This window comes from Achromobacter sp. RT286_PF (genome assembly GCF_059760425.1).
The window spans coordinates 1-25431 of record NZ_JCBAMR010000060.1; the positions used below are offsets into that span (position 1 = coordinate 1).

Annotated in this window: 24 protein-coding genes and 1 pseudogene; 16 read left to right on the forward strand and 9 right to left on the reverse strand. The window is 64.8% G+C overall.

Going from position 1 to position 25431, the window contains the following annotated elements; all coding sequences use genetic code 11:
• Positions 1–179: 179 nt before the first annotated feature.
• The 3 genes from fliK to AC6LJY_RS26610 are packed head-to-tail and all read left to right on the forward strand — an operon-like array spanning position 180 to position 1972.
• Positions 180–806 carry a flagellar hook-length control protein FliK gene (fliK, locus tag AC6LJY_RS26600; protein WP_498137144.1) on the forward strand — a complete coding sequence of 209 codons (627 nt, stop codon included), beginning with the start codon at positions 180–182 and terminating at the stop codon, positions 804–806.
• Positions 806–1147 carry an EscU/YscU/HrcU family type III secretion system export apparatus switch protein gene (locus AC6LJY_RS26605; protein ID WP_314365822.1) on the forward strand — a complete coding sequence of 114 codons (342 nt, stop codon included), beginning with the start codon at positions 806–808 and terminating at the stop codon, positions 1145–1147. The genes fliK and AC6LJY_RS26605 overlap by 1 nt, the downstream gene beginning before the upstream one ends.
• Before the next feature lie 24 nt (positions 1148–1171).
• Positions 1172–1972 (forward strand): flagellar brake protein, encoded by an 801-nt coding sequence (locus tag AC6LJY_RS26610; RefSeq protein ID WP_498137145.1) that lies wholly within the window; start codon positions 1172–1174, stop codon positions 1970–1972.
• A gap of 113 nt (positions 1973–2085) precedes the next feature.
• On the opposite strand, the gene fliE is transcribed toward AC6LJY_RS26610, so the two are convergent.
• Complete coding sequence (gene fliE, locus AC6LJY_RS26615) at positions 2086–2418, reverse strand: flagellar hook-basal body complex protein FliE (RefSeq protein WP_046807469.1); 333 nt, start codon at positions 2416–2418, stop codon at positions 2086–2088.
• A gap of 320 nt (positions 2419–2738) precedes the next feature.
• Between fliE and fliF the strand changes: the two genes are divergently transcribed.
• The 13 genes from fliF to fliR all read left to right on the forward strand — a co-directional run bounded on the left by fliF (position 2739) and on the right by fliR (position 14120).
• Complete coding sequence (gene fliF, locus AC6LJY_RS26620; protein ID WP_046807470.1) at positions 2739–4418, forward strand: flagellar basal-body MS-ring/collar protein FliF; 1680 nt, start codon at positions 2739–2741, stop codon at positions 4416–4418.
• Entirely contained in the window at positions 4408–5418 is a 1011-nt protein-coding gene (gene fliG, locus AC6LJY_RS26625; protein WP_039883173.1) for a flagellar motor switch protein FliG, read from the forward strand. Before fliF ends, fliG begins: the two co-directional genes overlap by 11 nt.
• Entirely contained in the window at positions 5411–6154 is a 744-nt protein-coding gene (fliH, locus tag AC6LJY_RS26630; protein ID WP_046807472.1) for a flagellar assembly protein FliH, read from the forward strand. The genes fliG and fliH overlap by 8 nt, the downstream gene beginning before the upstream one ends.
• Positions 6155–6216: 62 nt before the next feature.
• Positions 6217–7650: a flagellar protein export ATPase FliI gene (gene fliI / locus AC6LJY_RS26635; RefSeq protein ID WP_162941321.1), complete on the forward strand. Its 1434-nt coding sequence runs from the start codon at positions 6217–6219 to the stop codon at positions 7648–7650.
• Positions 7643–8092: a flagellar export protein FliJ gene (fliJ, locus tag AC6LJY_RS26640; RefSeq protein WP_046807473.1), complete on the forward strand. Its 450-nt coding sequence runs from the start codon at positions 7643–7645 to the stop codon at positions 8090–8092. The genes fliI and fliJ overlap by 8 nt, the downstream gene beginning before the upstream one ends.
• A 24-nt stretch (positions 8093–8116) precedes the next feature.
• Positions 8117–9499 carry a flagellar hook-length control protein FliK gene (locus AC6LJY_RS26645; RefSeq protein ID WP_498137146.1) on the forward strand — a complete coding sequence of 461 codons (1383 nt, stop codon included), beginning with the start codon at positions 8117–8119 and terminating at the stop codon, positions 9497–9499.
• A gap of 170 nt (positions 9500–9669) precedes the next feature.
• Entirely contained in the window at positions 9670–10287 is a 618-nt protein-coding gene (locus tag AC6LJY_RS26650; RefSeq protein WP_104145628.1) for a flagellar basal body-associated FliL family protein, read from the forward strand.
• 2 nt (positions 10288–10289) lie between these two features.
• Positions 10290–11297 (forward strand): flagellar motor switch protein FliM, encoded by a 1008-nt coding sequence (fliM, locus tag AC6LJY_RS26655; RefSeq protein WP_046807476.1) that lies wholly within the window; start codon positions 10290–10292, stop codon positions 11295–11297.
• The gene (gene fliN / locus AC6LJY_RS26660; RefSeq protein WP_498137147.1) at positions 11290–11856 is read left to right on the forward strand and encodes a flagellar motor switch protein FliN; all 567 of its coding nucleotides are present in this window, start codon (positions 11290–11292) and stop codon (positions 11854–11856) included. The genes fliM and fliN overlap by 8 nt, the downstream gene beginning before the upstream one ends.
• 12 nt (positions 11857–11868) lie before the next feature.
• On the forward strand, positions 11869–12192 hold the full coding sequence (fliO, locus tag AC6LJY_RS26665; RefSeq protein ID WP_006219060.1) for a flagellar biosynthetic protein FliO: 324 nt from the start codon (positions 11869–11871) through the stop codon (positions 12190–12192).
• 27 nt (positions 12193–12219) lie between these two features.
• Complete coding sequence (fliP, locus tag AC6LJY_RS26670; protein WP_082134665.1) at positions 12220–13011, forward strand: flagellar type III secretion system pore protein FliP; 792 nt, start codon at positions 12220–12222, stop codon at positions 13009–13011.
• 16 nt (positions 13012–13027) lie between these two features.
• Entirely contained in the window at positions 13028–13297 is a 270-nt protein-coding gene (gene fliQ, locus AC6LJY_RS26675) for a flagellar biosynthesis protein FliQ (protein ID WP_006219058.1), read from the forward strand.
• Between the two features lie 34 nt (positions 13298–13331).
• Positions 13332–14120: a flagellar biosynthetic protein FliR gene (fliR, locus tag AC6LJY_RS26680; protein WP_046807478.1), complete on the forward strand. Its 789-nt coding sequence runs from the start codon at positions 13332–13334 to the stop codon at positions 14118–14120.
• A 97-nt stretch (positions 14121–14217) separates the two neighbouring features.
• On the opposite strand, the gene AC6LJY_RS26685 is transcribed toward fliR, so the two are convergent.
• From AC6LJY_RS26685 to AC6LJY_RS26720, 8 genes and pseudogenes are all read right to left on the reverse strand, one after another.
• Complete coding sequence (locus tag AC6LJY_RS26685) at positions 14218–15267, reverse strand: T6SS immunity protein Tli4 family protein (RefSeq protein WP_498137148.1); 1050 nt, start codon at positions 15265–15267, stop codon at positions 14218–14220.
• 11 nt (positions 15268–15278) lie between these two features.
• A complete protein-coding gene (locus tag AC6LJY_RS26690; protein WP_498137149.1) occupies positions 15279–16379 on the reverse strand; it encodes a T6SS immunity protein Tli4 family protein in 1101 nt (366 codons plus the stop codon).
• A gap of 91 nt (positions 16380–16470) precedes the next feature.
• Positions 16471–18186 (reverse strand): esterase/lipase family protein, encoded by a 1716-nt coding sequence (locus tag AC6LJY_RS26695; protein ID WP_498137150.1) that lies wholly within the window; start codon positions 18184–18186, stop codon positions 16471–16473.
• Positions 18183–20780, reverse strand: coding sequence for a type VI secretion system Vgr family protein (locus AC6LJY_RS26700; RefSeq protein WP_498137151.1), 2598 nt, complete (start codon positions 20778–20780; stop codon positions 18183–18185). Before AC6LJY_RS26700 ends, AC6LJY_RS26695 begins: the two co-directional genes overlap by 4 nt.
• A gap of 84 nt (positions 20781–20864) precedes the next feature.
• Entirely contained in the window at positions 20865–22460 is a 1596-nt protein-coding gene (locus AC6LJY_RS26705) for a methyl-accepting chemotaxis protein (RefSeq protein WP_104144980.1), read from the reverse strand.
• Between the two features lie 384 nt (positions 22461–22844).
• Positions 22845–24575, reverse strand: a complete 1731-nt coding sequence (locus AC6LJY_RS26710) for a methyl-accepting chemotaxis protein (protein ID WP_046807734.1) — start codon at positions 24573–24575, stop codon at positions 22845–22847.
• Between the two features lie 138 nt (positions 24576–24713).
• Entirely contained in the window at positions 24714–25181 is a 468-nt protein-coding gene (locus AC6LJY_RS26715; protein WP_046807735.1) for a hypothetical protein, read from the reverse strand.
• 29 nt (positions 25182–25210) lie between these two features.
• A pseudogene (locus tag AC6LJY_RS26720) lies at positions 25211–25431 on the reverse strand (methyl-accepting chemotaxis protein); the annotation flags it as partial.

The following is a 25431-nucleotide window of genomic DNA, read 5'->3' on the forward strand; positions in this document are numbered from 1 at the left end:
GCTTACGATTTTTGTCCCGTGGTCTCGGGGGCCCGGAGAGGTGAATAAGAGACAGGCCCGGCCGCCCCGCCGCCCACGCCGACACGGCCGCCACGCGCGGCGCCGACGCCGCGGCCCATGCCGCGCTTGCCGCCGGGGGCCCGTCGGCACGCCTGCTGGGGCAGGCGCTGCGCCAAGCCTTGCAGACCAGCGGGCTGTTCTACGAATCGCACCTGACCGACATGGTGTTCGGCCGCACCAACCCGGACGCGCTGCAAAAAGAGCCGCAGGCCAACCTGACCAAAGACCCCGCCCAGCAGAACGCGATGCTGGCGCGCAACCGCGCCGATGCGCCCGCCGCCAATCGCGCGGCCGGCGGCGGCGATGCGGCAACAGGCACCGGATCCTCGACCAGTCCGGCACCCGGCACGCCCGTAGCCGGCATCCACCAGGACCTGACCGTGCTGGTTCGCCAACAGCTGGACGTGCTGGCCAACCAATCGCTGACCTGGCAAGGCGAAGCCTGGCCCGGCACGCCGATGGAATGGGAAGTGGAACGCGACCCCTACGGCGGCGATCCCGATTCGGCCACGCCCACCTGGGCCACGCGCTTGAAGCTGGACCTGCCGCGCCTGGGGCTGGTGGACGCCCGCCTGAATCTGGCGGGCGACCAGATCGTCCTGCAACTGGTCGCGCCGCTGGCCGCCGGTGAAATCAACGATGCGTCCGACCAGCTGCGCTCGCGCCTGTTGGCCGCGGGCCTGACGCTGAGCAACCTGGCGGTCAGCGTGACGGACCCGCGCCCCGTCATCCCGACCGACTTCTGATGAGCAACATCTCCTATTCCCAGGACGGCGGCCAAAATGGTGGCCCCAATGCCGGCCCCAATGCCAACCGCAATGCCGCCGTCGCCATTTCCTACGACGACAAGGACGGCGCGCCGCGCGTGGTGGCCAAGGGCTACGGCCAGCTTGCCGACACCATCGTGCGCGCCGCCGAGGAAAACGGCCTGTATGTGCATGAGTCCCGGGAATTGGTCGGCTTGCTCATGCAAGTGGATCTGGACGCACATATTCCTCCCCAACTGTACGTAGCGGTGGCAGAATTGCTGGCCTGGCTGTATCGCCTGGAATCGCGCGAGCTTCCCCAAGCGGCGCCGCCCGCCTGACCCCACTTTCTAAGGACCACCATCGTGTTGGAAGCCAGCGACCCGGAATTCCTGCTGACCCGGCCGGAAGACATGCGTTCCGCCCTGTTCGAGCTGACCCACCCCGACAGCCACATCCTGGTGCGCGACGCCGCCGACCGCGAGATGGCGGTGCTGGTGCTGGGCGCCGACAAGCAGACGCGCCAGTTTTTCTGGCGGCCCCGGGACTACGCCGGCGCCGACTTCGAACAGTCGGACAGCATGGGGTTGTTAAGCGGCACGACGTTCCACTTCCACGCCACCGCCTATGGCGGCGTGCAGATCCGCTTTCGCGTGCAGCGCCCCGAGGTCATTCATTTCGATGACGGCAGCGCGGCGTTGATGTCACCGTTTCCCGATCGCCTGGCCCGCATCCAGCGACGCAAGATGTTCCGCGCCTCGCTGGTCACCGGCGCGGGGCAATGCCAGGCCACATGGCGGCCCGAACCCAAGGCCCGCCCCTTCAGCTTCACCGTGCGCGATATTTCCGTTGACGGCGTGGGCCTGCGCGCCGGGCTGGCCGTGCCCGCCCTGCCCGAACGCGGCACCGTCATGGAAGACGTGCAGCTGGACTTCGGCGACCTGGGCAAGCTCAGCGCCAACCTGGAAGTGCGCAACGTCTACCCGATTTCCGGCCAGCCGATGGTCCAGCCCGACAGCCCGGACGAAGCGCCGCGGCATTTGTCGCTGACCGGCGAACCGCCGATGAGCCACGTGGGCGCGGTGTTCCTGAACCTGGACGCGCGCCAGGAAAACTGGCTGCAAAAAGTGGTGTGGCGCCTGGAGAAAGGCGCGCAGCGCAACTGACGCGGCAGCGCAACTGACGCGACCGCCCCGCTCCAAAAAACAAAAGGCCTTTCCAGTGGAAAGGCCTTTTCAAATCGACGCCGCCGTTAGACGACTTACCCGGCTTACCCGCCTTACACGGCCATCGACGAGATTTCCTTGTAGGCCGCAACCAGCTTGTTGCGCACCTGCACCGCCGTCTGAAAGCCAAGGCTGGCTTTCTGCATGTCGATGATCACATCGTTGAGCGAAATATCGGGCGCGCCCATTTCAAAGGCCTTCGCCTGCGCCGACGAGGCGTTCTGCGCCGACGTCACGCGGCGGATCGAGCGCTGCAACTCGGCGGCAAAACCGTCGGGCTGGCCGACCGATTCTCCGGCGGCCAGATTGCCGGTTTCCGCCTTGCTCACGACGGTGCGCATCTGCTGGAGCATGCTTTCGATGCCGTTCAAGCCTGATACAGCCATTACCTGATTCCTTGCTGGTGGGGCGATTCGCCAATGTTGCCGCAAAGCGTACCGCCGATCGCGCGCACCCATAGCGATTAAAAACCGCCAAAAACCCCGACATTTCAACGAATGCCCATAGCCGGGGCCGGATCCGCCCATTCGCTATCGACATAGAGGATAAGTAACGCCAAAAACCGGCTGTTTTCATCGATTGGGATTGTCGACCCAACGGCAATAATCCAGGCTCTCCCCAGACCAGAAGCACGTTGCATGTGTAATCTGCCCTACCCAGACATGAAGTCCTTTTCCTTGCGCCGCGCAGCCAGCGGGAGCCATCGATGAATCAGCAGGCCACTCTGAGTTCGTCGCTGCTGGCGAAGTTCCCTGTGCTGGAAAAGGTCCGCGCACTGCCCAAGCCCGTCTTGCTTGGCGCGGCGGCCGCCGTCGTCGCGCTGATCATCGCCGCGGTGATGTGGAGCAGCGAGCCCAAGTACAAGGTCCTGTTCTCGAACCTGGACGACCGCGACGGCGGTGCCATCGTTACGGCCCTGGGCACCATGAACGTGCCCTACCGCTACAACGAGACGGGCACCGCGCTGCTGGTGCCGGCCGACCGCGTCTACGACGCCCGGCTGCAACTGGCGTCGCAAGGCTTGCCGCGCGGCGGTTCCGTCGGCTTCGAGCTGATGGACAACGCCCGCTTCGGCGCCAGCCAGTTCGCGGAACAGATCAACTACCAGCGCGGTCTGGAAGGCGAGCTGGCCCGTTCGATCGAAGCCATGAATACCGTGCAGCACGCCCGCGTGCACCTGGCCATGCCGCGCCAGTCGCTGTTCGTGCGTGAACGCCAGGCGCCCACCGCGTCCGTGCTGCTGAACGTCTACCCGGGCCGCAGCCTGAGCGACGCGCAGGTCTCGGCGATTTCGTGGCTGGTGGCTTCCAGCGTGCCCGAGCTGACCGCCGAAAACGTCTCCATCGTCGATCAGAACGGCCGCCTGCTGTCCGCGCCGCTGGGCGAAGGACGCGGCATGGACGCCGACCAGATGCGCTTCGTGCGCGAAATGGAACAGCGCACCGTCGAACGCATCCTGACGATCCTGAACCCCTTGGTCGGCCCCGGCAACGTGCACGCGCAAGCCAGCGCCGACGTGGACTTCGCCCGCCGCGAAGAAACCTCCGAGGTCTACCGCCCGAACCAGGAACCTGGCCAGGCCGCCGTGCGCAGCCAGCAAACCAGCGATTCCACCCAGCGCGGCGTCAGCCCCGCTCAGGGCGTGCCGGGTGCATTGTCGAACCAGGCGCCTCCGAACGCGCAAGCGCCGTTGACCAACCCGCCCGCGCAGCAGCCGCCGCGTCCGGGCCAGCCGCCAGCCGCGGCCGGTGCCCAGCAACAGCAGCAACAACAACAGCAGACCGGCACCCAGGCGGCCACGGCCAACCTGAACGAGCGCCGCGACGCCACCACCAACTATGAAGTGGACCGCACCATCAGCCACATCAAGCAGCCGGTGGGCAACCTGAAGCGCCTGTCGGTGGCTGTGGTGGTGAACTACATCCGCGACAAGGACGGCGAGCCGCAAGCCCTGCCGCCCGAAGAACTGAACAAGCTGACCAACCTGGTTCGTGAAGCCATGGGCTATTCCGAAACGCGTGGCGACTCGCTGAACCTGGTCAACAGCCAGTTCAACGATGGCCCGCCGCCGCTGCCGATGTGGCGCGATCCGGAAATGATTGCCCTGTTCAAGACGATCCTGGCGTGGCTGGTGGGTCTGGTGGTTGCGTTCTGGCTGTATCGCAAGATTCGCCGCTCGGTCACCGAGTACCTGTACCCGCCGGTGGATCCGGAAATGGCTGAAGCCGAGCGTCAGGAAGCCGCTCGCGAGGCCCAGGACGCCGCCCGCAGCAAGGAACTTAGCCGTTACGAAGACAACCTGGAACGCGCCCGCACGATGGCCAACAAGGATCCGCGCGCCGTCGCGATGGTTCTGCGCACCTGGATGAGCAAAGATGAAAAATGATTCCACTCCGATGGACGGCATGACGCGCAGCGCCGTCCTGATGATGTCGCTGGGCGAAGACGCCGCAGCCGAGGTCTTCAAGTACCTGAGCGCGCGTGAAGTGCAGCAGGTGGGCGCGGCGATGGCCAGCCTGAAGCAGGTCACGCGCAACGACGTGGCCGTGGTGCTGGAAGAATTCCGCCAGGAAGCCGACCAGTTCATGGCCGTCACCCTGGGCTCGGACGACTACATCCGCAGCGTGCTGACCAAGGCGCTGGGCAGCGACCGCGCGGCCGGCCTGATCGAAGACATTCTGGAAGCCGGCGACGGCGGCAGCGGCATCGACGCGCTGAACTGGCTGGATCCGAACACCGTGGCCGAGCTGATCGGCGACGAACACCCGCAGATCATCGCAACCATCCTGGTGCACCTGGAGCGCGACCGCGCGGCCGGCGTGCTGGCCTTGTTGACCGACCGCCTGCGCAACGACGTCATGCTGCGCATCGCCACGTTCGGCGGCGTGCAGCCGGCTGCCCTGTCCGAACTGACCGAAGTGCTCAATTCCGTGCTGGCCGGCCAAGGCGCCAAGCGCAGCAAGATGGGCGGCGTGCGCACCGCGGCCGAGATCCTGAACATGATGAATTCCTCGGACGAGGAAACCGTCGTCGCCAGCCTGCGCGAACGCGACAACGACCTGGCGCAGAAGATCATCGACGAGATGTTCGTGTTCGACAACCTGCTCGACGTCGAAGACCGCGCCATCCAGCTCATCCTCAAGGAAATCGACAACGACACGCTCATGGTCGCGCTCAAGGGTGCCCAGGAAGAGCTGCGTGCGAAGTTCCTGCGCAACATGTCCAGCCGTGCCGCCGAAATGCTGCGCGAGGACCTGGAAGCGCAAGGCCCGATCCGCATGTCGAAGGTGGAAGGCGAGCAGAAGAAGATCCTGCAAATCGCCCGCCGCCTGGCCGAGAGCGGCCAGATCGTGCTGGGCAATTCCGGAGACGACGCGTATGTCTGAAGCGGACAACGGCGCGACGACGCTCATCTCGCGCAGTGCCGCCTGGCGGCGCTGGCAGATGCTGTCGTTCGACGAGCCGGCGACCGTCGAAGCGGAGCCCGAACCGGAACCCGATCCCGGTCCGGACCCCGCGGTAGTGATGGCGCAGCTGCGCGCCCAGGCCATGGCCGAAGGTCGCGAGGAAGGCTACGCGCAGGGCCATGCGGCCGGCGTCGAAGCCGGCCAGCAGGCGGGCCACGAAGCGGGTTACGCCGCGGGCCGCGAAGCCGGTTACGCCGAAGGGCTGGCCCAGGCGCGCCAGCAAGGCGCAGAGGAAGCGCAGCGCTTGAACGCGCTGGTGCAAGCCTGCGCCGCGTCCGTGGGCGCACTGGAAGAAAAGATGGGCCAGAGCCTGCTGACGCTGGCGCTGGACATTGCGCAGCAGGTCGTGCGCACCACCCTGTCCGAACAACCCGACACCGTGATTGCCGCCGTGCGCGATGTGCTGCACATCAACCCGTCGGCCGGCGGCCAGATGCGTTTGTGGGCCAACCCCGAAGACATCGAGCTGATCCGCCTGCACCTGGCGGACGAACTAAAAGAAGGCCATTGGCGCGTGCTTGCCGATGAGTCCATCGCGCGCGGCGGCTGCCGTGCCGAAACGCCTTTTGGCGATATCGACGCCACCTTGCAAACCCGCTGGCGCCGCGTGGCGGCCTCGCTGGGCCGCAACGTGTCGTGGGAGGACCCGGCGTGAACGGCGATCAGGCTTCGGCGCAGACCGCCCAACCCACCCTGCCCGCCGCGTCCGCGAGCACGGTGCCGGTGCTGGACCGCTGGAAGACGCAGCTGGAGATCGGTTCGATCCGCGCGGCGTCCACCGACCCCTGGCTGGTCAGCGGCAAAATCACCCGCGCCACCGGTCTGGTGCTGCATGCCACCGGCCTGCGCCTGCCCGTGGGCGCGGCCGCCCGCATTGAAATCGCGCGCGGCCACGATCACTGGGCCGATGCCGAAGTGGTGGGCTTTGATGGCCACACCCTGTACCTGATGCCGCAAGCCGATATTTCCGGCCTGCCGCCCGGCGCGCGCGTCGTGCCCGGCGAGCCGCCCGTGCAACGCGCAATTCCGCTGCCGCGCAAGGCCGAATTGAATGGCAATGCCAAGCCGCAGCTGGGACGCCACCTGCCCGTGGGCAACGCGCTGCTGGGCCGCGTGCTGGACGGCGCGGGCCGCCCGCTGGACGGGCTGGGCCCGCTGACCGGCGCCGAACTCGCGCCCTTGTCCGCGCTGCCCATCAACCCCTTGTCGCGCGCGCCGATCGACACCGTGCTGGACACGGGCGTGCGCGCCATCAACGGTTTGTTGACGGTGGGACGCGGCCAGCGCATGGGCCTGTTCGCCGGTTCGGGCGTGGGTAAATCCGTGTTGCTGGGCATGATGGCCCGCTACACCAAGGCCGACGTCATCGTCGTGGGCCTGATCGGCGAACGCGGCCGCGAAGTCAAGGAATTCATCGAACACAACCTGGGCCCCGAGGGCCTGGCGCGCTCGGTCGTCGTGGCCGCGCCCGCCGACGTGTCCGCGCTGCTGCGCCTGCAAGGCGCGGCCTATGCCACCCGCCTGGCCGAGCATTTTCGCGATCAGGGGCTGGACGTCTTGCTGATCATGGATTCGCTGACGCGCTACGCCATGGCCCAACGCGAAATCGCGCTGGCCATCGGCGAGCCCCCCGCCACCAAGGGCTACCCGCCGTCGGTGTTCGCCAAGCTGCCGATGCTGGTCGAACGCGCCGGCATGGGTGCGCCGGGGCCGTCCGGCAAGGCCGGTTCCATCACGGCGTTCTACACGGTGTTGGCCGAAGGCGACGACCAGCAAGACCCCATCGCCGATTCGGCCCGCGCCATTTTGGACGGCCACGTGGTGCTGTCGCGCCATCTGGCCGAAGCCGGCCACTACCCCGCCATCGATATCGAGGCGTCGATCTCGCGCGCCATGACGTCGCTGATCACGCCGCAGCAATTCGCCGTGGTGCGTCGCTTCAAGCAGAACCTGTCGCGCTACCAGCGCAACCGCGACCTGATCGCGGTGGGCGCCTACGCGGCGGGCAACGATCCGCAGCTGGACGAAGCCATCGCCCGCTATCCGCGCCTGGAAGCCTTCTTGCAGCAAGACATCGGCGAGAACATCGGCTACGACGAAGCCGTCAACCAGTTGCGCGCCAGTTTCGAGTTAAGGGACACCTATGCCTAGCCAATTGCCCTTGGACATGTTGATCAACCTGGCCAAGGAAAGCACGGACGAAGCCGCGCGCCTGTTGGGCCGCCTCAGCGCCGAGCGCACCAACGCCGAGCGCCAGCTGGGTATGTTGAGCGACTATCGCCAGGACTACCTGGAACGTCTGCAACAGGCCATGACGACCGGCATGTCGGCCAGCGATTGCCACAACTACCAGCGCTTTATCGGCACCCTGGACGACGCCATCGGCCAGCAGCAGGCGGTGTTGCGCCAGGCCGATGACAACCTGGCCAAGGGCCGCCAGTACTGGCAACAGGAAAAGCGCAAGCTCAGCTCGTACGACGCCCTGGCGCAGCGCGAACTGCGCGCGCAGGCCGTCGTGGAATCGCGCCGCGAACAACGCGCCAATGATGAATATTCCGCCCGCCTGGTCCAGCGCCAGGCCGGGATGCATTAAGCAATACCTAACAGGAAGCCCCAGATGACCGCTCCCCTGCCCTTGCCCACCGTCGCGCCTTTTGCGCCCACGTCCATCGCCGACGCGCTGGGTGCCAAGTCCGCACCCGCGAACAAGAAAGGCCCGAGCTTTTCCGACGTGCTGGCCCAGCAGCGCCCGAAGCCGTCCGCCGATTCGCGCCCCGCGAACAACGGCGCCAAAACGCCCGCCAAGAATGCAAACACCGGTGACGCTGGCAACGACGCCGCCGGCAAGGCCGAATCGGCCGCCTCGGGCGCCATCGACGAAGCCGTGAAGACCGCCACGTCGGCCGAAGCCGGCGCGCTGGCCGTGGCCGCCGCGCAGCAGCCGGTTGCCGCGCTGCCGCAGCAAACGCTGGAACTGGCGGCGCAGGCCGCCGAACAGGTGCAGCTGGCACGCGGCACCGCCGAGTCCGCCGCCACCGCGATGAGCAACGGCGCAGCCATCCTGACCGCCGCGCTGACCGCCGCCGATGCACCCGCCACCCCGCGCACGCCGGTTGCCGCCACCGCCGTCCAGGCCGAAGCTGCCCTTGCCGCCGCCGCGCGCGACGCCCAGGCCGCGCAACCCATCCTGACCAGCGCCGTCAAACCGGGCAGCGCCGTGCCCCCGGTAGCGGACGCCGCGCCGGCCGCCAAGCCCGCCGCGCCCACCACGGCCAAGGCCGATGCGCCGCGTCTGGCGCCCGAGATCCCCTTGCCGCGCGTGGCGCGCGACACGCACGCCGCTGCCGCCGAGCATACGACGACGTTGCCCGCCCACACCGAAGAGGAATTGACGGCCGCCCTGAACAGCAGCGCGCCGCAATTCCAGGCGCCGCAACATGGCGCCACGCCGCAGGACAATCTGGCCCAGGCGCTTGCCGCCGCCAGCCAGCGCCAGGCCGCGCCGGTCGTGAACCAGGCCGCCATCGCCCCGCCGGCCGTACCGCTGGTGATGCAGGTCGCCACGCCCGTTGGCGGCACGCATTGGGGCACCGAGCTGGGCCAGCAGGTCGTCATGATGAGCACCAACGCACGCCAGGGCATGCAGACCGCCGAGTTGCGCCTGGACCCGCCCGACCTGGGCCCCTTGCGCGTCAGCCTGAACCTGTCGGATGGCGTGGCCAGCGCGTCGTTCGTGTCGGCGCATGCCTCCGTGCGCCAGGCCATCGAAACCGCGATCCCGCAACTGCAACAGGCGCTGGCGCAAGCCGGTATCTCGCTGGGCCAGACCAGCGTGGGCGAGCAGGCCGCGCAGCAGGAATTCGCACAGCAACAAGGCAACGGCGGATCGCATCGGCAGTCGGGCAATGGATCGGCGGTTGCCGATGCATCGGCCGATATCGCCGCGCCCACCGTGACGGTGTCGCGCAACGCCAACGCACTGGTCGACACCTTTGCCTGATAAACACGCGGCCCGCGACCGGCAACGGAAGCGGGCGGTGCAGCAATAGCTTGAGATACGCGGCTTTCGCCCTGTTTTTCGCCTCCAAGGCGAGACGCACTTTGGGGCAGAATGCTTTCATCCACTAAGAATCCGTTTTCACCAGCGGCTTAATACGCATCGAAACCGAGATGGCGACTACCAAACCTATTACCGCGCCGTCGGGCGCCAAGAAATCCGGCGGCATCGGCGTCCTTCGCCTGCTGCTGGGCCTTCTGGTCCTGCTCATCGTTGCAGGCGCCAGCGCCGGCGCAACCTGGTTCATCACGCAGCGCATGCAGCAACCGCCCGCCGGCGCTGCCGTGCAATTGGGCGTGGGCCAGGTGCCCGGCGGCCAGCCCGGCCAACCCGGCCAGCCGGGTCAGCCCGGCCAAGGCCCGCAAGCCACCCCGACCACATTTGTTGCGCCGCCCGCCGGCCCCATTGCCGTGCCCGCGCCGATCTTCGTGCCCATCGAAGCATTCACCGTCACGCTGCAAAACGCCGACACCGAACGCATCATGCACGTGGGCCTGACCCTGCGCGTCAGCGACGAGCAGACCCGCACGCGCCTGGAAAAGTACATGCCTGAAGTGCGCAGCCGCATCCTGATGGTGCTGTCGTCGCAATCGCCCACCGGCGTGCAGACCCAGCAAGGCAAGACCGACATGGCCAACGCGATCAAGGTCGCGGTCAACCGTCCGTTCTCGCCGTTGCCCGACGGCCAGTATGTCACCGACGTACTGTTCACGGCGTTCGTGGTGCAATAAGCATGGCCTACGAGGCATTTCTTTCGCAGGACGAAGTCGATGCGCTGCTTGCCGGCGTTACCGGCGAGAGCGATAGCAAGTCGGCGGCCGCGAACTCCAATGATGGCGCGCGTGCCTACGACCTGAGCTCGCCCGAGCGCGTCGTGCGCCGCCGCATGCAAACGCTGGAGCTCATCAACGAACGCTTTGCGCGGCATATGCGCAACGTGCTGTTGAACTTCATGCGCCGCAGCGCCGACATTACCGTCGGCTCGATCAAGATCCAGAAGTACGCGGACTTTGAACGCAACCTGCCCGTGCCCAGCAATCTGAACATGATTCAGATGAAGCCGCTGCGTGGCACGGCGCTGTTCACGTATGACCCGAACCTGGTGTTCCTGGTTATCGACAGCTTGTTCGGTGGCGATGGCCGCTACCACACGCGCGTCGAAGGCCGGGACTTCACCACGACCGAGCAGCGCATCATCCGGCGCCTGCTCAACCTGACCCTGGAAAGCTACGGCAAGTCCTGGGACCCCGTCTATCCGATCGAATTCGAGTACGTGCGCTCGGAGATGCACACCAAGTTCGCCAGCATCACCGGCAACAATGAAGTGGTGGTCGTCACCTCGTTCCATATCGAATTCGGCGCGACCGGCGGCGACCTGAACATCTGCCTGCCCTATTCCATGATCGAGCCGGTGCGCGATCTGCTGACGCGGCCGCTGCAGGAAACCACGCTGGAAGAAGTTGACCAGCGCTGGTCGCAGCAGCTGTCGCGCCAGGTGCGCAGCGCCGATATCGACGTGGTAGCGGAATTTGCGCGCATCCCGTCCTCGATCCGCGAACTGATGAATTTGAAGGTGGGCGACGTCCTTCCCGTGGACGTGCCCGAGACCATCATCGCCAATGTGGATGGCGTGCCGCTGATGGAATGCGGCTACGGCGTCTTCAACGGCCAGTACGCGCTACGCGTACAGAACATGTTTACCTACGATACCGATTCAAACGAGGCCCCCGACCATGACTGACAAGAACGAGCCTGGCTCCGGCTCGTCCCCGGCCGACGACTGGGCCGACGCGCTCGCCGAACAATCCCGCGCCAACCCGCCCACGCAAGCCGACGGCTTAAAGCCGCAGGACGACTGGGCGGCCGCGATGGCTGAACAAACCGCCTCGGCGCCCGCTGCCGCTGCTACGGCACCGGCGCCCGCGCCGGCGCCGGCTGCTCCCGCACCGGCCGCTGCCCCCGCTGCCCCCGCCGCGCAATCGGCAGCGCAGTCGGTGTTCAAGCCGCTGGCCGGCGCCACAAGCGGCACCGGCACCGACATCGACCTGATCATGGACGTTCCCGTCCAGTTGACGGTTGAACTGGGACGCACCCGCCTGACCATCAAGAACCTGCTCCAGCTGGGCCAGGGTTCCGTGGTCGAGCTGGACGGCCTGGCCGGCGAGCCGATGGACATCTTCGTGAACGGCTACCTCATCGCTCAAGGCGAAGTCGTGGTTGTGGAAGACAAGTACGGCATCCGCCTGACCGACATCATCACCCCGTCCGAGCGGATCAACCGCTTGAACAACCGCCGCTAGCAGTCCGGCGCCATGACTGAATCCGCCCTGCTGCGCGTCATCATCGGCCTGGTGCTGGTGGTGGCCGCCATCCTGGTATCGGCCTGGCTGGCGCGGCGGGCCGGATTGACCCAGCGCGGCGGCGGCAACCTGCTCAAGCAAGTGGCCAGCCTGCCCGTCGGGGCGCGCCAAAGCATCGTCGTCGTTGAAATCGACAACACCTGGCTGGTGGTGGGCGTAGGCCCGAACCAGCTCACCACGCTGCATACCCTGCCCGCCGGCCAGATGCCGGAGGGTTCGCCCTTGCCCGCCGCGGCCTTCGCGGCCAAGCTGGGCCAGGCGCTCAAGCGCCGCTAGCGCGACACGCGCATCTTTGCGACACCCATGAGCTTTCTCTCTCGCACGACACTCCTGCCTGCTCGCCCGCGCGCGCTGCCCCTGCTGGCCGCCGCCGCGGTGCTGGGCCTGGCCTTCTTTCCCGCCGGAGTCGTCGCCCAGGCCACCCTGCCCGCCCTGACGGCCACCCCCGGCCCCAACGGCTCGGAGACGTATTCGCTCAGCATGCAGACGATGCTGCTGATGACGTCCTTGTCGTTCCTGCCGGCCGCCTTGCTGATGATGACGGGCTTCACCCGCATCATCATCGTGCTGGGCCTGTTGCGTAGCGCGATGGGCACGGCGATGTCGCCGCCCAACCATGTGCTGATCGGGCTGGCGCTGTTTCTGACCTTCTATACGATGTCGCCGGTGTTCGACAAGATCTACGCCGACGCCTACAAGCCCTTGTCCGAAGGGTCGATCCAGTTCGAGACCGCCGTGGAACGCGCCGCCGGTCCGCTGCGTACGTTCATGCTGCACCAGACCCGCGAGAACGATCTGTCGCTGTTCGCCAACCTGGCCAAGCAGCCCGCGCTGGAAGACCCGTCGCAGGTGCCCTTGCGCATCCTGGTGCCCGCCTTCATCACCAGCGAATTGAAGACGGCGTTCCAGATCGGCTTCACGATCTTCATCCCGTTCCTGATCATCGACCTGGTGGTGGCCAGCGTGCTGATGGCGCTGGGCATGATGATGGTGCCGCCCGTGACCGTGGCGCTGCCGTTCAAGCTGATGCTGTTCGTGCTGGCCGATGGCTGGAACCTGCTGATGGGCTCTTTGGCCCAGAGCTTCTACCAATAACGCCGGAGCAATCGCCATGACCGCGGAAACCGTCATGACCATGGCCTACCAGGCGATGAAGATCGTCCTGGCGATGGCCGGCCCGCTGCTGCTGGTGGTGCTGGTGGTGGGCCTGGTCATCAGCATCTTCCAGGCCGCCACGCAGATCAACGAAATGACGCTGTCGTTCATTCCGAAGCTGCTGGCCATGTGCGGCGTGCTGGTGCTGCTGGGCCCCTGGCTCATCGGCGTCATGGTCGACTACATCCGGCAGCTGATCGGCCAGATTCCCATGCTGGTGTCCTGAGCGGCCTGCGCCGCCCAGCCCCGGACGTTTCCCCATGATCGCCTTCACGCTCGAACAGCTCAACGGCTGGATCGGCCAGTTTCTCTGGCCCTTCGTGCGTATCCTGGCGCTGATCGGCACCGCGCCGCTTTTCTCGGAATCCGCCGTTCCCGTCAAGGTGAAGGTCGGCCTGTCTTTCGTGCTGGCCGTGGCGGTAAGCCCCGCGCTGGACCCCATGCCGCCGATCTCACCGGGCTCGTATGCCGGGCTGTGGATGGTGATGCAGCAGGTGCTGATCGGCATCGCCATGGGCTTCACGATGCGCATCGTGTTCGCCGCCGTGCAGACGGCCGGCGAATTCGTCGGCCTGCAAATGGGCTTGTCGTTCGCCTCGTTCTTCGACCCCAGCGCCGGCGCCAACACCGCTGTGCTGTCGCGCCTGTTCAACATGGTGGCGATGCTGACCTTCCTGGCCCTGGACGGCCACCTGCTGGTACTGGCCGCCCTGGTGCGATCCTTCGACACGCTGCCGGTAGCGGCGATCCAGCTGCACCAGAACGGCTGGGGCGTCGTGGTGGAATGGGGCAAGACCGTCTTCGTCTCCGGCCTGCTGCTGGCACTGCCGCTGATTTGCGCGCTGCTGACCATCAACCTGGCCATGGGCATCCTGAACCGCGCCGCCCAGCAACTGTCCGTGTTCTCGGTCGGCTTTCCGGTCACGCTCATCATCGGCGTCACCGTGCTGACGGTGGTGCTACCCCACGCGGGACCGTTCCTGGAAACGCTATTCGAATCCGGGTTGGGCGCAATGAGCCGCGTGGTGGATGCGTTGGCGGGCCGGTAGGGCCTTGCCCCTGTGATGCTGGCGGGTTGGTAGGACTGCGCCGCGCCGTCGCACTTCCAGATGCCAGGCCACGGACAAGGCGTACCGGACGCCGCCGTCACCGCGTGCTCGCATTGCCCTGGCTTGACGAGGCGCCCGCCGCGCCGGGACGCAAGCGAATCGATTCGACGATGGCATCCCATAACGCCACGGCCTCCGCGTCCGATGCAAACGCGGGCGGTGGCGGGTTGCCTTGGTTGTCGCGGTTGCGCTCCAGGACGCCCAACTGTGCGGCTAGATTCGGCTCGGTGATCGAGTCATCCTTGCCCTGCGATTCCCAGGTAAAGGAGTAAAGCCGCTGCCCTTCCTGGCTGCCCGCCGTCGCGTATTCCTCGGCCTGGATCGGGCCGATGTTGCGCTCGCCTTTGCGCAAGGTGGTCATGCCCGCGACTAGTTTGGCAACGCCCATCAGGAAGCCGCCCATTCTTTCCAGCAAGCGGTTTTCTTCGGCGCCAGTGCTGGAGCGGAATAGAAATTGCGCCCCGGGATGGTTGGGGAAGGTCACGCCAACCTCGAACTCTTCGACTTGGAATGCGCTGCCGGCGATGAAGGCGCCGTCGATGCAGAAGCCGGGGTCGGTCGGAATTTCCAGCGGTTGGCGTGAACGCAGGTTGCTGGTCCAGGTCTTTGCGCGTTGCATCGCGCGCTCTTCGCGGTCATAGGATATTTTTGGTCGCCAGCGATACACCTGCTGGGAAGGTTCAGCAATGGCATAAGCCTCTAGGCGATAGACCTCCGAGTTAACTCTGCTGGACCAGGAGTAGATGCCCCGTGCCCCTGGGCCAAACTCAATGCGCCGAACGAACATACTGCCACCGGTCTTGCTATGGGGCTGTGCCTTCAGTTCACGCTCTCGGGCATCGAGAATTCCCGCGATCGCAGAGGCCGGATCTTGCAGCTTTTCCAGGCCTATGCCCCACAGACGATAGCTCGGTCTGACCACGGCATTCGGCGGCAGGTCGATGGCGAAGCGACCAAAGCAGTGATTGATCCATCCTTCTTTGTTCACGGTGGAACTCCGGGATGGAGTCGGGAAAGCGGTGCAACCGGACAGCGCCAGGGAAGCCGCCACGCCAGCAGCAATCAATGCTCGAAACACGGGATTCATATCGCTGCCTATCAGAACGCTTTGACCAGCCGCCACGGCACTACACGCCCGTCGACCAGCGGCAGGATCTGGCCATGCATGAAGGTCTGCTCAGGTTCCTGCGCCGCGCCGTCGCACTTCCAGATGCCAGGCCACGGGCAAGGCGTGCCGGACACCGCCGTCATCCCCGTGCTCGCATTGCCCTGGCTTGACGAGGCACCCGCCGCGCCGGGACGCAAGCGAATCGATTCGACGATGGCATCCCATAACGCCACGGCCTCCGCGTCCGACGCAAACGCGGGCGGTGGCGGGTTGCCTTGGTTGTCGCGGTTGCGCTCCAGGACGCCCAACTGTGCGGCTAGATTCGGCTCGGTGATCGAGTCATCCTTGCCCTGCGATTCCCAGGTGAAGGAGTAAAGCCGCTGCCCTTCCTGGCTGCCCGCCGTGGCGTATTCCTCGGCCTGGATCGGGCCGATGTTGCGCTCGCCTTTGCGCAAGGTGGTCATGCCCGCGACTAGTTTGGCGACGCCCATGAGGAAGCCGCCCATCCTTTCCAGCAAGCGGTTTTCTTCGGCGCCAGTGCTGGAGCGGAATAGAAATTGCGCCCCGGGGTGATTGGGAAAGGTCACGCCAACCTCGAACTCTTCGACTTGGAATGCGCTGCCGGCGATGAAGGCGCCGTCGATGCAGAAGCCGGGGTCGGTCGGAATTTCCAGCGGTTCGCGTGAACGCAGGTTGCTGGTCCAGCTTCTCGCTTGATTGAGCGCTAACTCTTCTCGGTCGTCGGAGACACGCACCTGTAGTCGATAGATACTTCCCGCAGGCTCGGCAATAGCGTAGGTGTCCAGGCGGTAGACTCTCGTACTAACCTCCGAGTTCCAGGAAAATAGGCCTATTGATTTTGAGCCAAAGTCGATTCGGCGCAAGAACATACTGCCATTGGAGTTCAGACGACGTTGCGCCTTAAGCGCGATTTCTTGGGCGTCGAGAATGTTGCCAAACGCGGAAGCGGGGATTCCCAACGGCTCTAGCTGGAAGCCCCACAATCTATAACTCTGCCTGATGACGGCATTGCCAGGTAAGTCGATTGCGAAACGACCGAAGCAGTGCGTGGTCCATCCATCTTTGTTCACGGTGGGACTCCGAGATTGGGTTATAAGCGGAGCGCAGCCGGCAAGCGCTATGGAAGTCGCCATACCAACGGCGATCAATGCGCGAATTGGATCAATCATCCTTCCCTTTGTCGGCAGGATGCCAGTTTGCGAGCTGTGCAATTTTGATAATGCTAAATATCGCTGCCCATTGAGCGCGTTCGTCGACATAGCTATCCGCATGCTCGTAGCCTTTATCTTGGTTGTATTCGCCAGAACCTTTACTTCCGTGACGGAAGCTTGCCTTCACTGCGCTTCTACCGGGTATGCGGCCGGAGTCAGTAGAAACCGTTCCGTCTCCGCCGCTGCCATGCGTATCCTTGCCCTGAGCAGTCCAAGATGGTGTGGTGGGAACGAGCGTGGGCAGTTTCCGTTCGAACCAGCCTTGATAACTCCCGTTGCCATCGTCTTTCGGATCAGCCCCGAAAATTTCGAGGGGCATAGGATCTCCTTGCCAAATAACTTCGCGCCAACTATGCAGGCCGTCTTCAGCGCCGTAGTGCACATACGTCTGGGGGTGATAGCCTCCGGCCGACAAACGATCTTGAAACAGAGCGACCCTGCCTATCAATTCCTCATAATCCGGCCGACCATTCACTGGTGAATTCGACCCCTTCGACTTCTCCAACATATTCAAGTACTTCGTGTTCTGCTCCGGCACCAAGCCATACCACGCTTCGGTTTTATAAATTTCTTCGTACGGATTCCCGCGTTGCGGATAGGCGCGGGGAACACCGGCTGCGTCTTTCAACACCTGCCCCTTGGCATCGCGCAGGAACAGCCATGGCATGCCGCCTCGGTGCTGCGTCGTGGGTAGCAATTCCAGGCCGCCCGGTGAACGCCCCACGACTGCGGTGACCTCGCCGGCGTTGGATCCCAGGATGATCTGAACCGCGCCTTCGTAACCGCAGCGCATGCGGTGATAGGCTGCCGGTGCGCCGCTGGCGGGCTGCACGCCGTGGACTACGCCTAGCACGCGGTCGTACCCCTGCAACTGAGTCAGCGCGCGGCTGACGATGCCGCCCATGGAGTGCGTGACCAGGATCACCTTCATGCTGTCGGCCTGTTCGGCGCTGATCCCGCCTTCTTCGCGGTAGTGGGCGAGCACCGTGTTTTCGATGTAGTCGCGGATGTCTGCCGCGGAATCCGCATTGGATTGCAGCCAGTTGTAGCCGCCGCACCAGACGTCGAACTGGTATTTGCCGGCGTGCATTAATTCGCCTTCTGTCAGCGCGGTGACCTGGCCCCGTTCCTCGCCGTATTCCGCGGGGTCGCGCAGGCTTTCTTCGTTCCACCACTTTTGAATTTTTCGAGCGCGATAGATGTTGTCCAGCAGTTGTTCCAGGCGGGCCAGGAACGGGTGGTAGTACATCTTGTGAGCGCTGCCCCACCCGCGTCGTCGCGCCGCGTCGGCGTTTAGCCCAGAATCGCCCAGACTGATCGGGCCGCTGCCGTCCACCTCGACGGCCGCCGGATCCAGCAGCTTCTGACGCACCTTTGGACCCCGGCTCCACCAGGTGAAGATCGCAGCAATCAGCCCGAAAATATCGGCGATTGAAAAGCTGGTATTTGGCGGTTGCCATACCGACGCCTTGGTCGCTTTATTGCGCAAATTCGTACCCATGATCCCGGGCAGAAACACCACCGGTATCGGCGCCGGCACGGAGCAAAGCAGCACCTTGTCGCGCTTGTCTTCCGTCGGCGTCAGGCGTGTTGAATACACTCGCCGGCCCAGGTCGTCGCGTGTACACGGAATCAGCACCTCGTCATCGGGCAGCATCGGCTTCATGCGTTTTCCTTGCGATTGTCTTGTGCGTCGGAATCAGCCGACACGGTGCGCATGCTGACCAGGTCCATCAACAGATCCTGCTGTATGGGCAGGCGGCCCTGGGCGTCGGTGACCACCTGAAAGATGGCGCCGTCACCCCGGCGCAATTCCACCTTGGTGTGCGCCAGCGGCTCTAGGCTGGCGGCGTCTCGCACGACGTAGGCGTCGTCGAACGGGGTTGCGTCCCAGGTGTTGAATTCCATCGACGCGCTGCTTGGCCCCGAAAAAACGTGCTGCGCTGCTTTCACCGTAAACGTGCCCGGCATGCCCAGTTCGATGTTGCCGTCGGCAATCTTGATCGTCGCCCCGCCGCACAACAGCGTGATGTGTTTGTCGGCGGCGACCAGCACGTGTTGCTTGCTGGACGTGATTTCCGCGCTTTGATCGGCCTGGATGCGAATGGCGTTGTGCTGCGCCTGTAGCAGCATTTCGCCTTGATGCGCGATCTGTCGTAGCGCGCCGCCTTGCGAGAACAGGCCTACATCGCCGCCCGCGTTCAGCACGATCTTGTCGCCCGCGCTGACCTGCTGATACTGCTGCGCGACGCTGTCCACATTGCCCCCGGCCGACATCACGATGCCGGCCGGCGTGGCGGCGGCGATGCCGGCTGGCGCGCTTAGCGCGATGGCGCCAACGTCGCCTAGGCCGCTACCGTCCGACTGGTTGTTGGCGCCGTGGCCCAGGTCGCGCACCGCCTCCGATAGTGACTGCTGCGGCTGGGCGTCGTGGGCGACGCCTTCGTGCTTCTCGGCGTAATCCCCCAGGTTGCGGGCAAGTTCCAGCGCCGCTTGCAAAGCCGCGACGATATCGGATCTATCCAACTGCCCGCCCTTGGCGTGTAGTTGCGTCTCGGCCGTCAGCAACAATCCCTTCGCCGCCCGCAGCGCTCCATGTTCATCCGTGCGCAGTTCGAACCCTTCACCGCGAGCTTGCCCACCGCTGGGACGCGGATGGGTCAGATACCCCAAATGCAGCTGAGTGTCGCCGTGTTCGCTCATCAACGCCGCGCTGATCTGCGCGGACGTGTCATCCAGCCGCAATTCGTTCGCGCGATTGCCCCGGAATTCCTTGCTCTTGATGGTGTTCAGGACGTTGTGGCGCGGCAGTTCATAGGGCGGCAGATTGGTCGCCCGGAAAGTTCTGCCGATTATCAGCGGCTGGTCCGGGTCGCCGTTTGCGAATTGCACGATGACCTCTTGTCCGATGCGAGGTATCGCCATATGACCCCACTGCGCACCGGCCCAGTTCTGCGATACGCGAATCCAGCACGAGCTATGTTCGTTGTGCTCGCCTACGCGATCCCACGGGAATTGGACTTTGACGCGGCCCCACTCGTCGCAATAGATTTCTTCATTGGGCGGTCCGACCACCGTCGCCATCTGGTGGCCGTCGATGCGGGGTTTGGGTAAGGGCTCGGGTTTCCAATCGACCTTGTCGGGCACCAGTTCAGCGGTGTAGCGGTATTGTGTGCCGCGCTCCGGGCGATATTCCGAGCGGTGCATCGGGCCATGATCCAGCCCGCCTTGCTGACCGTATTCGGCTCCGAACCCGTCTTCTTCCTGGCTGGCAGGCTGCACGCCCCGATGTTGCATCCGCACGGGTCGCCAACCATGGTTCCAGTCTTCGCGAGGATGACCGACAAGATCGAACGCCACGCCAGGAATCAAGCGCGCGTCATCCCCTTCGACCAGTGCCACGCGCGCATCGCGGCGGCGGCCTAGTAAGCGCGTCTGGGTAAACGGCTGGCCCGCCTCGTCGCGTTTGTACCGGCCGGGATAGTCGTAGCGTTCGTAGCGGGCGTCCTGTTCAGAAAGATCCGATGCAACCGGCGAATGTTCCTGGCTATAGCGCGGATGCGTGTAGGTGTAGTCGCGCTGAGTCTGCACGGCGGTGCGCACGCGCTCGGCATAAGAAAACCGATGCAACGCGGGATCTGCCTGATCGCCGCCCGGCATCGGGTTGTAAACCACCGGCCCGCCCGCGATCTCGCCGTGGATATAAATCCGGTCGCCATGAATCAGGCGGTGCCCATGCTCCGAATGCGCATAGCGATAGAAATAGCCTTCCTCGGCCGCCAGCCTGTCGATAAACGCCAAGTCCGTGTCGCCGGCCTGCACGCAATATTCGCGCGGCAGGTGTTCCTGCGTCGTCACCTGTTCGTAATCGGTAATTCCCTGCCGTTTGATGACGTCAGCCAGGATCTCGGGCACGGACAGTTGCTGATAGATGCGCCAATCGGAACACAGCGCGGCGCGCGCCAGTGACGGTTCGAGCACCACGCGATAGCGCGTGCGCCGAAAGCCCGTGTCGCCCTGGACCAATTCAGTGATGATGCCGTGCACATAGCGCACCGGCTGCGCACCGCGCCATATCGTGAACAGCGCGGGCTGATCCAGCAAGGCGCCGAAATCGACGGCAGGGTCAAAACTGGACAAGTCCACGCATAGCCGATAGGGCTCGGACAGGGCCTCGTCCAGCGTGAATTCAATGACGTCGAATGCCGCGCCACTGGCGGGCGTGAACGTAAAACGATAAATGTGCGCCTGCAAAGACACTGGCCCCTCCAGGACGAATCCAATGAGAGGGGCCAGTGTGCGCAGCGTAGGCGCCGCGCGTCTATAGGAGGCTTACGAAATCGGCTACGGCTGCCCTGTCAGGCGGAAGACGCGAATCGTCTCGCGCAGCGCGCCGGACTGCGTGCCCAGCTGCATCACCGCACCGCCCAGTTCCTGCACCAGCGCCGTGTTCTGCACGGTCATCACGTCCATCTGCGACACGGCGGTATCGACCTGCTCGATGCCGCTGGACTGCTCTTGGGACGCTTGCGAGATCTCGCCGATGATGTCGGTGACCCGATTGACGGCGGCCACGATTTCTTCCATCGTCGCGCCCGCCTGCTCGGCTTGCGCCGAACCTTCCGACACGCGGTCTACGGAATCCTCGATCAGCCCCTTGATCTCCTTGGCGGCCTGCGCGCTCTTTTGCGCCAGGCTGCGCACTTCGCCCGCCACCACCGCGAAGCCCTTGCCGGTTTCGCCGGCGCGGGCCGCTTCCACGGCAGCGTTCAACGCCAGGATGTTGGTCTGGAACGCAATGCCTTCGATGATGCTGACGATGTCGGCGATCTTGCGCGAGCTGGCCGAAATGCCGTGCATGGTGTCCACCACCTGACCCACCGCCACGCCACCGCGCCGCGCCACGTCCATGCTGCTGGCGGCCAACTGATTGGCTTGACGTGCGTTGTCCGCGTTCTGGCGCACGGTGGACGTCAGCTGCTCCATGCTGGCGGCGGTCTGCTGCAAGGAAGATGCCTGCCCTTCCGTGCGGCCGGCAAGCTCCTGGTTGCCGCGCGCGATGTGCACGGCCGCATGCGTCGTGCCCTCAATGCCGCGATAGACGTCCTGCGCGATGCCGATCAGGCTCTTGCGCATGACTTCCAGCGAGAACTTCAAGCTGCCGACTTCGTCATCCGAGTCCGCGATGATCTGCGTGGTGAGATTGCCGGCGGCGACCTGGCGCGCCATGTTGGCGGCATCCTGCATCGGGTCCAGCAGCGACCGCGACAAGCTCCAGCCCATGCCGAAAATGGCCATCACGCCCAACGCGATCACCCCGCAACCCAGGCCGGCGCCCCACACGCCCAAGCTGTCCCAATTGGCGTGCAGGCCATAGGCGCCCGCGCCCGCCACGATGCCCGCGGACACCAGGGCATGACGGAACATACGGCTGCGCACGCTGCGCCGGAACGGAAACGCGATCACGTCCAGGCCACGCCGCCAGCCAGCGCGCACCGGCCGTCCGCGCTTGATGCGGACACCGCGTGCCGTGCCCTCGCGGATGCGGGCGTAGAGATCTTCCGCCATCTCGATCTGTTCGTCGGACGGGCGCACGCGCACGGACGAATACGCCACCACTTCGTCGTTCTCGACGATGGGCGTGGCGTTGGCCAGCACCCAGTAGTAGCCACCGTCCTTGCGACGATTCTTGACCAGGCCCAACCACGACTCGCCGGCTTCCAGCGTGTCCCACAGATCTGCGTAGGCTTCGGGCGGCATGTCGGGATGGCGCACGATGTTGTGTGGCTTGCCGATCAGTTCTTCGCGGGTAAATCCGCTGACTTCGACAAAAGCCGGGTTCGCGTAAACGATGCGGCCCTTGGTGTCGGTGCGCGAGATCAGGTACTGATCCTCGCGCAGCTTGGTTTCCACATCGTTGATGGGTAGGTTTACGCGCACAGCTAGTCTCCAGTGACATCTATAGAGCAGCGAATGATTAGCAGCGAGCAAACCGGCCGTAACGCCCCGGATAAACCTGTCCCCGCCCGGTTTGTCCGATGGACGCGCCGCGAGCGCCGCCCTATCGTCAAACACTGTTCACCGCCCTTCCCCAGGCGTTATTGTTATTAACGGACTTATTTTCGAAAACTTAACGTGCGTATTAATTCGCCGCTTGGGCGCGGGCACGTCGGAGCATGGCGACGTCGCAGCATGGCGACGTCACAGCATGGCAACGTCACAGCATGGCAACGTCACAGCATGGCAACGTCACGACATTGCATCGTGACGCCATCCAGCATGACGTTCCCGCCGAGGCGTGCCCCGGCGGGAAGTCGGTGGCGATCAGCCCTGCGTCAACGTCGGCGACGCGTAGCCGCTGAGTTGATGCGCGGGCACTTCAATGACTTCGCCCGCGTTGATCTTGAACACGGCCACGGCTTCGGCCAGGCGATGCGCCTGATCTTGCAGCGAACCGGCGGCAGCCGCCGCTTCTTCCACCAGCGCCGCGTTCTGCTGCGTCACTTCGTCCATCTGCGAGACGGCGCGGTTGACCTGGTCGATGCCGCTGGACTGCTCTTCCGATGCGGCCGAGATTTCGCCCATGATGTCCGTCACGCGCTTTACCGAGGCCACGATTTCCTGCATCGTCGCACCGGCGCGTTCGACCTGCTGCGAACCGGCGCCAACCTTGTGCACCGAGTCTTCGATCAAGCCCTTGATTTCCTTGGCGGCCTGCGCGCTGCGCTGGGCCAACGAGCGCACTTCGCCCGCCACCACCGCAAAGCCCTTGCCTTGCTCGCCGGCACGCGCCGCTTCCACGGCTGCGTTCAGCGCCAGGATGTTGGTCTGAAATGCAATGCCATCGATGACGGACACGATTTCGGAAATCTTGCGCGAACTGGCGGAAATGCCCTGCATCGTGCTGACCACTTCCGACACCGCCGAACCACCGCGCTCGGCCACGTCCGACGCGCTGGCGGCCAATTGATTGGCCTGGCGCGCGTTGTCGGCGTTCTGCTTCACGGTAGATGCCAGTTCTTCCATCGACGCGGCGGTTTCTTCCAGCGATGCCGCCTGCTCTTCTGTGCGGCTGGACAAGTCGGTGTTGCCGGCCGCGATCTCGCGCGAACCCACGGTGATCTCGTCCACGCCACGGCGCACCGTCGCCACCGTACGCGACAGGCTTTCCTGCATGCGCTTGACGGCAGCCATCAGCTGGCCGATTTCATTATGCGATTTGACTTCCACACGGCTGGTCAGGTCGCCGGCGGCGATCTTGTCGAAGTGCTGGCCGGCTTCCACCAAGGGGCGCACCACCAGGCGGCCGAACAGGATGCGGCAGAACACCATCAACAGCAGGGCCAGGCCCACGGCGACGCCCACGGCAACCATGGCGCGGTTGAAGTTGGCTTCGGCCTGGTCGATCGTGGCTTGCTGCTGGTCGCCGATGTACTTGCTGAAGTCGCTGATCGCCTCGATGAAGGCGGCGCTGCGCGGCGTGCCATATTCGTTGTTCACCATGTAGAACGTTGAATAGTCTTCGCTGCGCAGGGCTTCGACCATCGTGTCGACGCCGTCGTCAATGTACGAGCGATAGCGGCGCACCAGGTTCATCGACAGCTGGCGGCCGGTGTCGTCCTGAAGCATGTTTTTCTGGAAGTCCGAGAAGCGGCTGCGCACGCCCGTCAGCAGGTCCGTGGCGCCTTTTAGCGCGGCGGCTGCATCGCGTGCCGAGTTCTCGCCGCTGCCCCAGCCCGATTCCTGCAAGTGGCGCGCGGCCACCATCAGGCTGACGCGGGCGCGCAGCATGTCGCTGTTAATGACCTCGACCTGCTTGGCACGTTCGGTCAGCGCGTTGACTTCGCGGATGGACTCGTAATTGTGCTGCAAGAAGAATGCCGCCAGACCGCCGACGGCCGCGATCAAGATCGCGAAGAACGCCATGACCCACAGCAGCATCGTGCCGACGCGGGCGTCGCGCAGCCGTAGCTTGCGTTTCACCTTGGGTGCGCGCGCGGCCTTTTTCTTGCCGCCTTTGCCGGCCTTTGCGCCGGATTCGAGACTCGCTTCCATATTATTTCCCCATCCCTCAGGAACTGCTCTGACCAAATGAAAAACCACCTTGTGGACACGCCCTGTTACACGGCGGGTACATTCAAGGCGACGTACATTGCGGCGTGAGCCGCAATGCTCTCTACCGGATTTCCAGCGCTACTTGCCTTTCGGCGCCAACACGGCCGGTTCGCCCGGACCAGGTATGTAGATGGTTTGGACCTCGGGTTCGGCCACGGGCTGCGCCCAGTCCTGACGCACGTCGGGCATGGGCGCGGGGCCCAGCAACTTCTGGCGTTCCCAAGGTTCCAGCAGAATATTGGTGCTGTCGACCAGCCGCATCAAGCGGCCATCCGGGCCGAACTGCAACAGCGCTTCCTTGCGGCTGTACAGCCCATCGGCGACAAACGTGATCTTGAAGGACCAGAGGGCAAGCTGCGTGCCGTCGGTCTGTCTGTATAGCTTGTCAGGCGGCGCGGTGAGCGCGCGCGAGGCTTCTTCCAGCGTCGTCTGGCCCGGGGTCAGGGTGCCCAGCTTGCCCGGATCAAAGTTATGACCCGTGGCCGCGCAGCCGCCCAGCAACAACGCGATGGCGGCGGCCGCCAGAAGATGTCTATAGCCTCGCATACCTTACCTGTTCGCCGGCTGCGCCGGCATCAAAAAGATTCCCAGTCGTCGTCGGACGGCGCGGTGCGGCGGCTCGGCGCGGGGGCCGGTTTGGCCTCACCTGCCGGGGCGGCGGCGCGCGGTGCCGGACGACGCACCGGACGTGTCGCGGTGGCGCCTTCAGCGGCGGCGGCCGGCTTGGCTCGCGTGGCATGCGTCAGGCGCACGGCCCGTCTCTTGTACCCCTCTCCCAGCCCACGAGTCCCCGGAA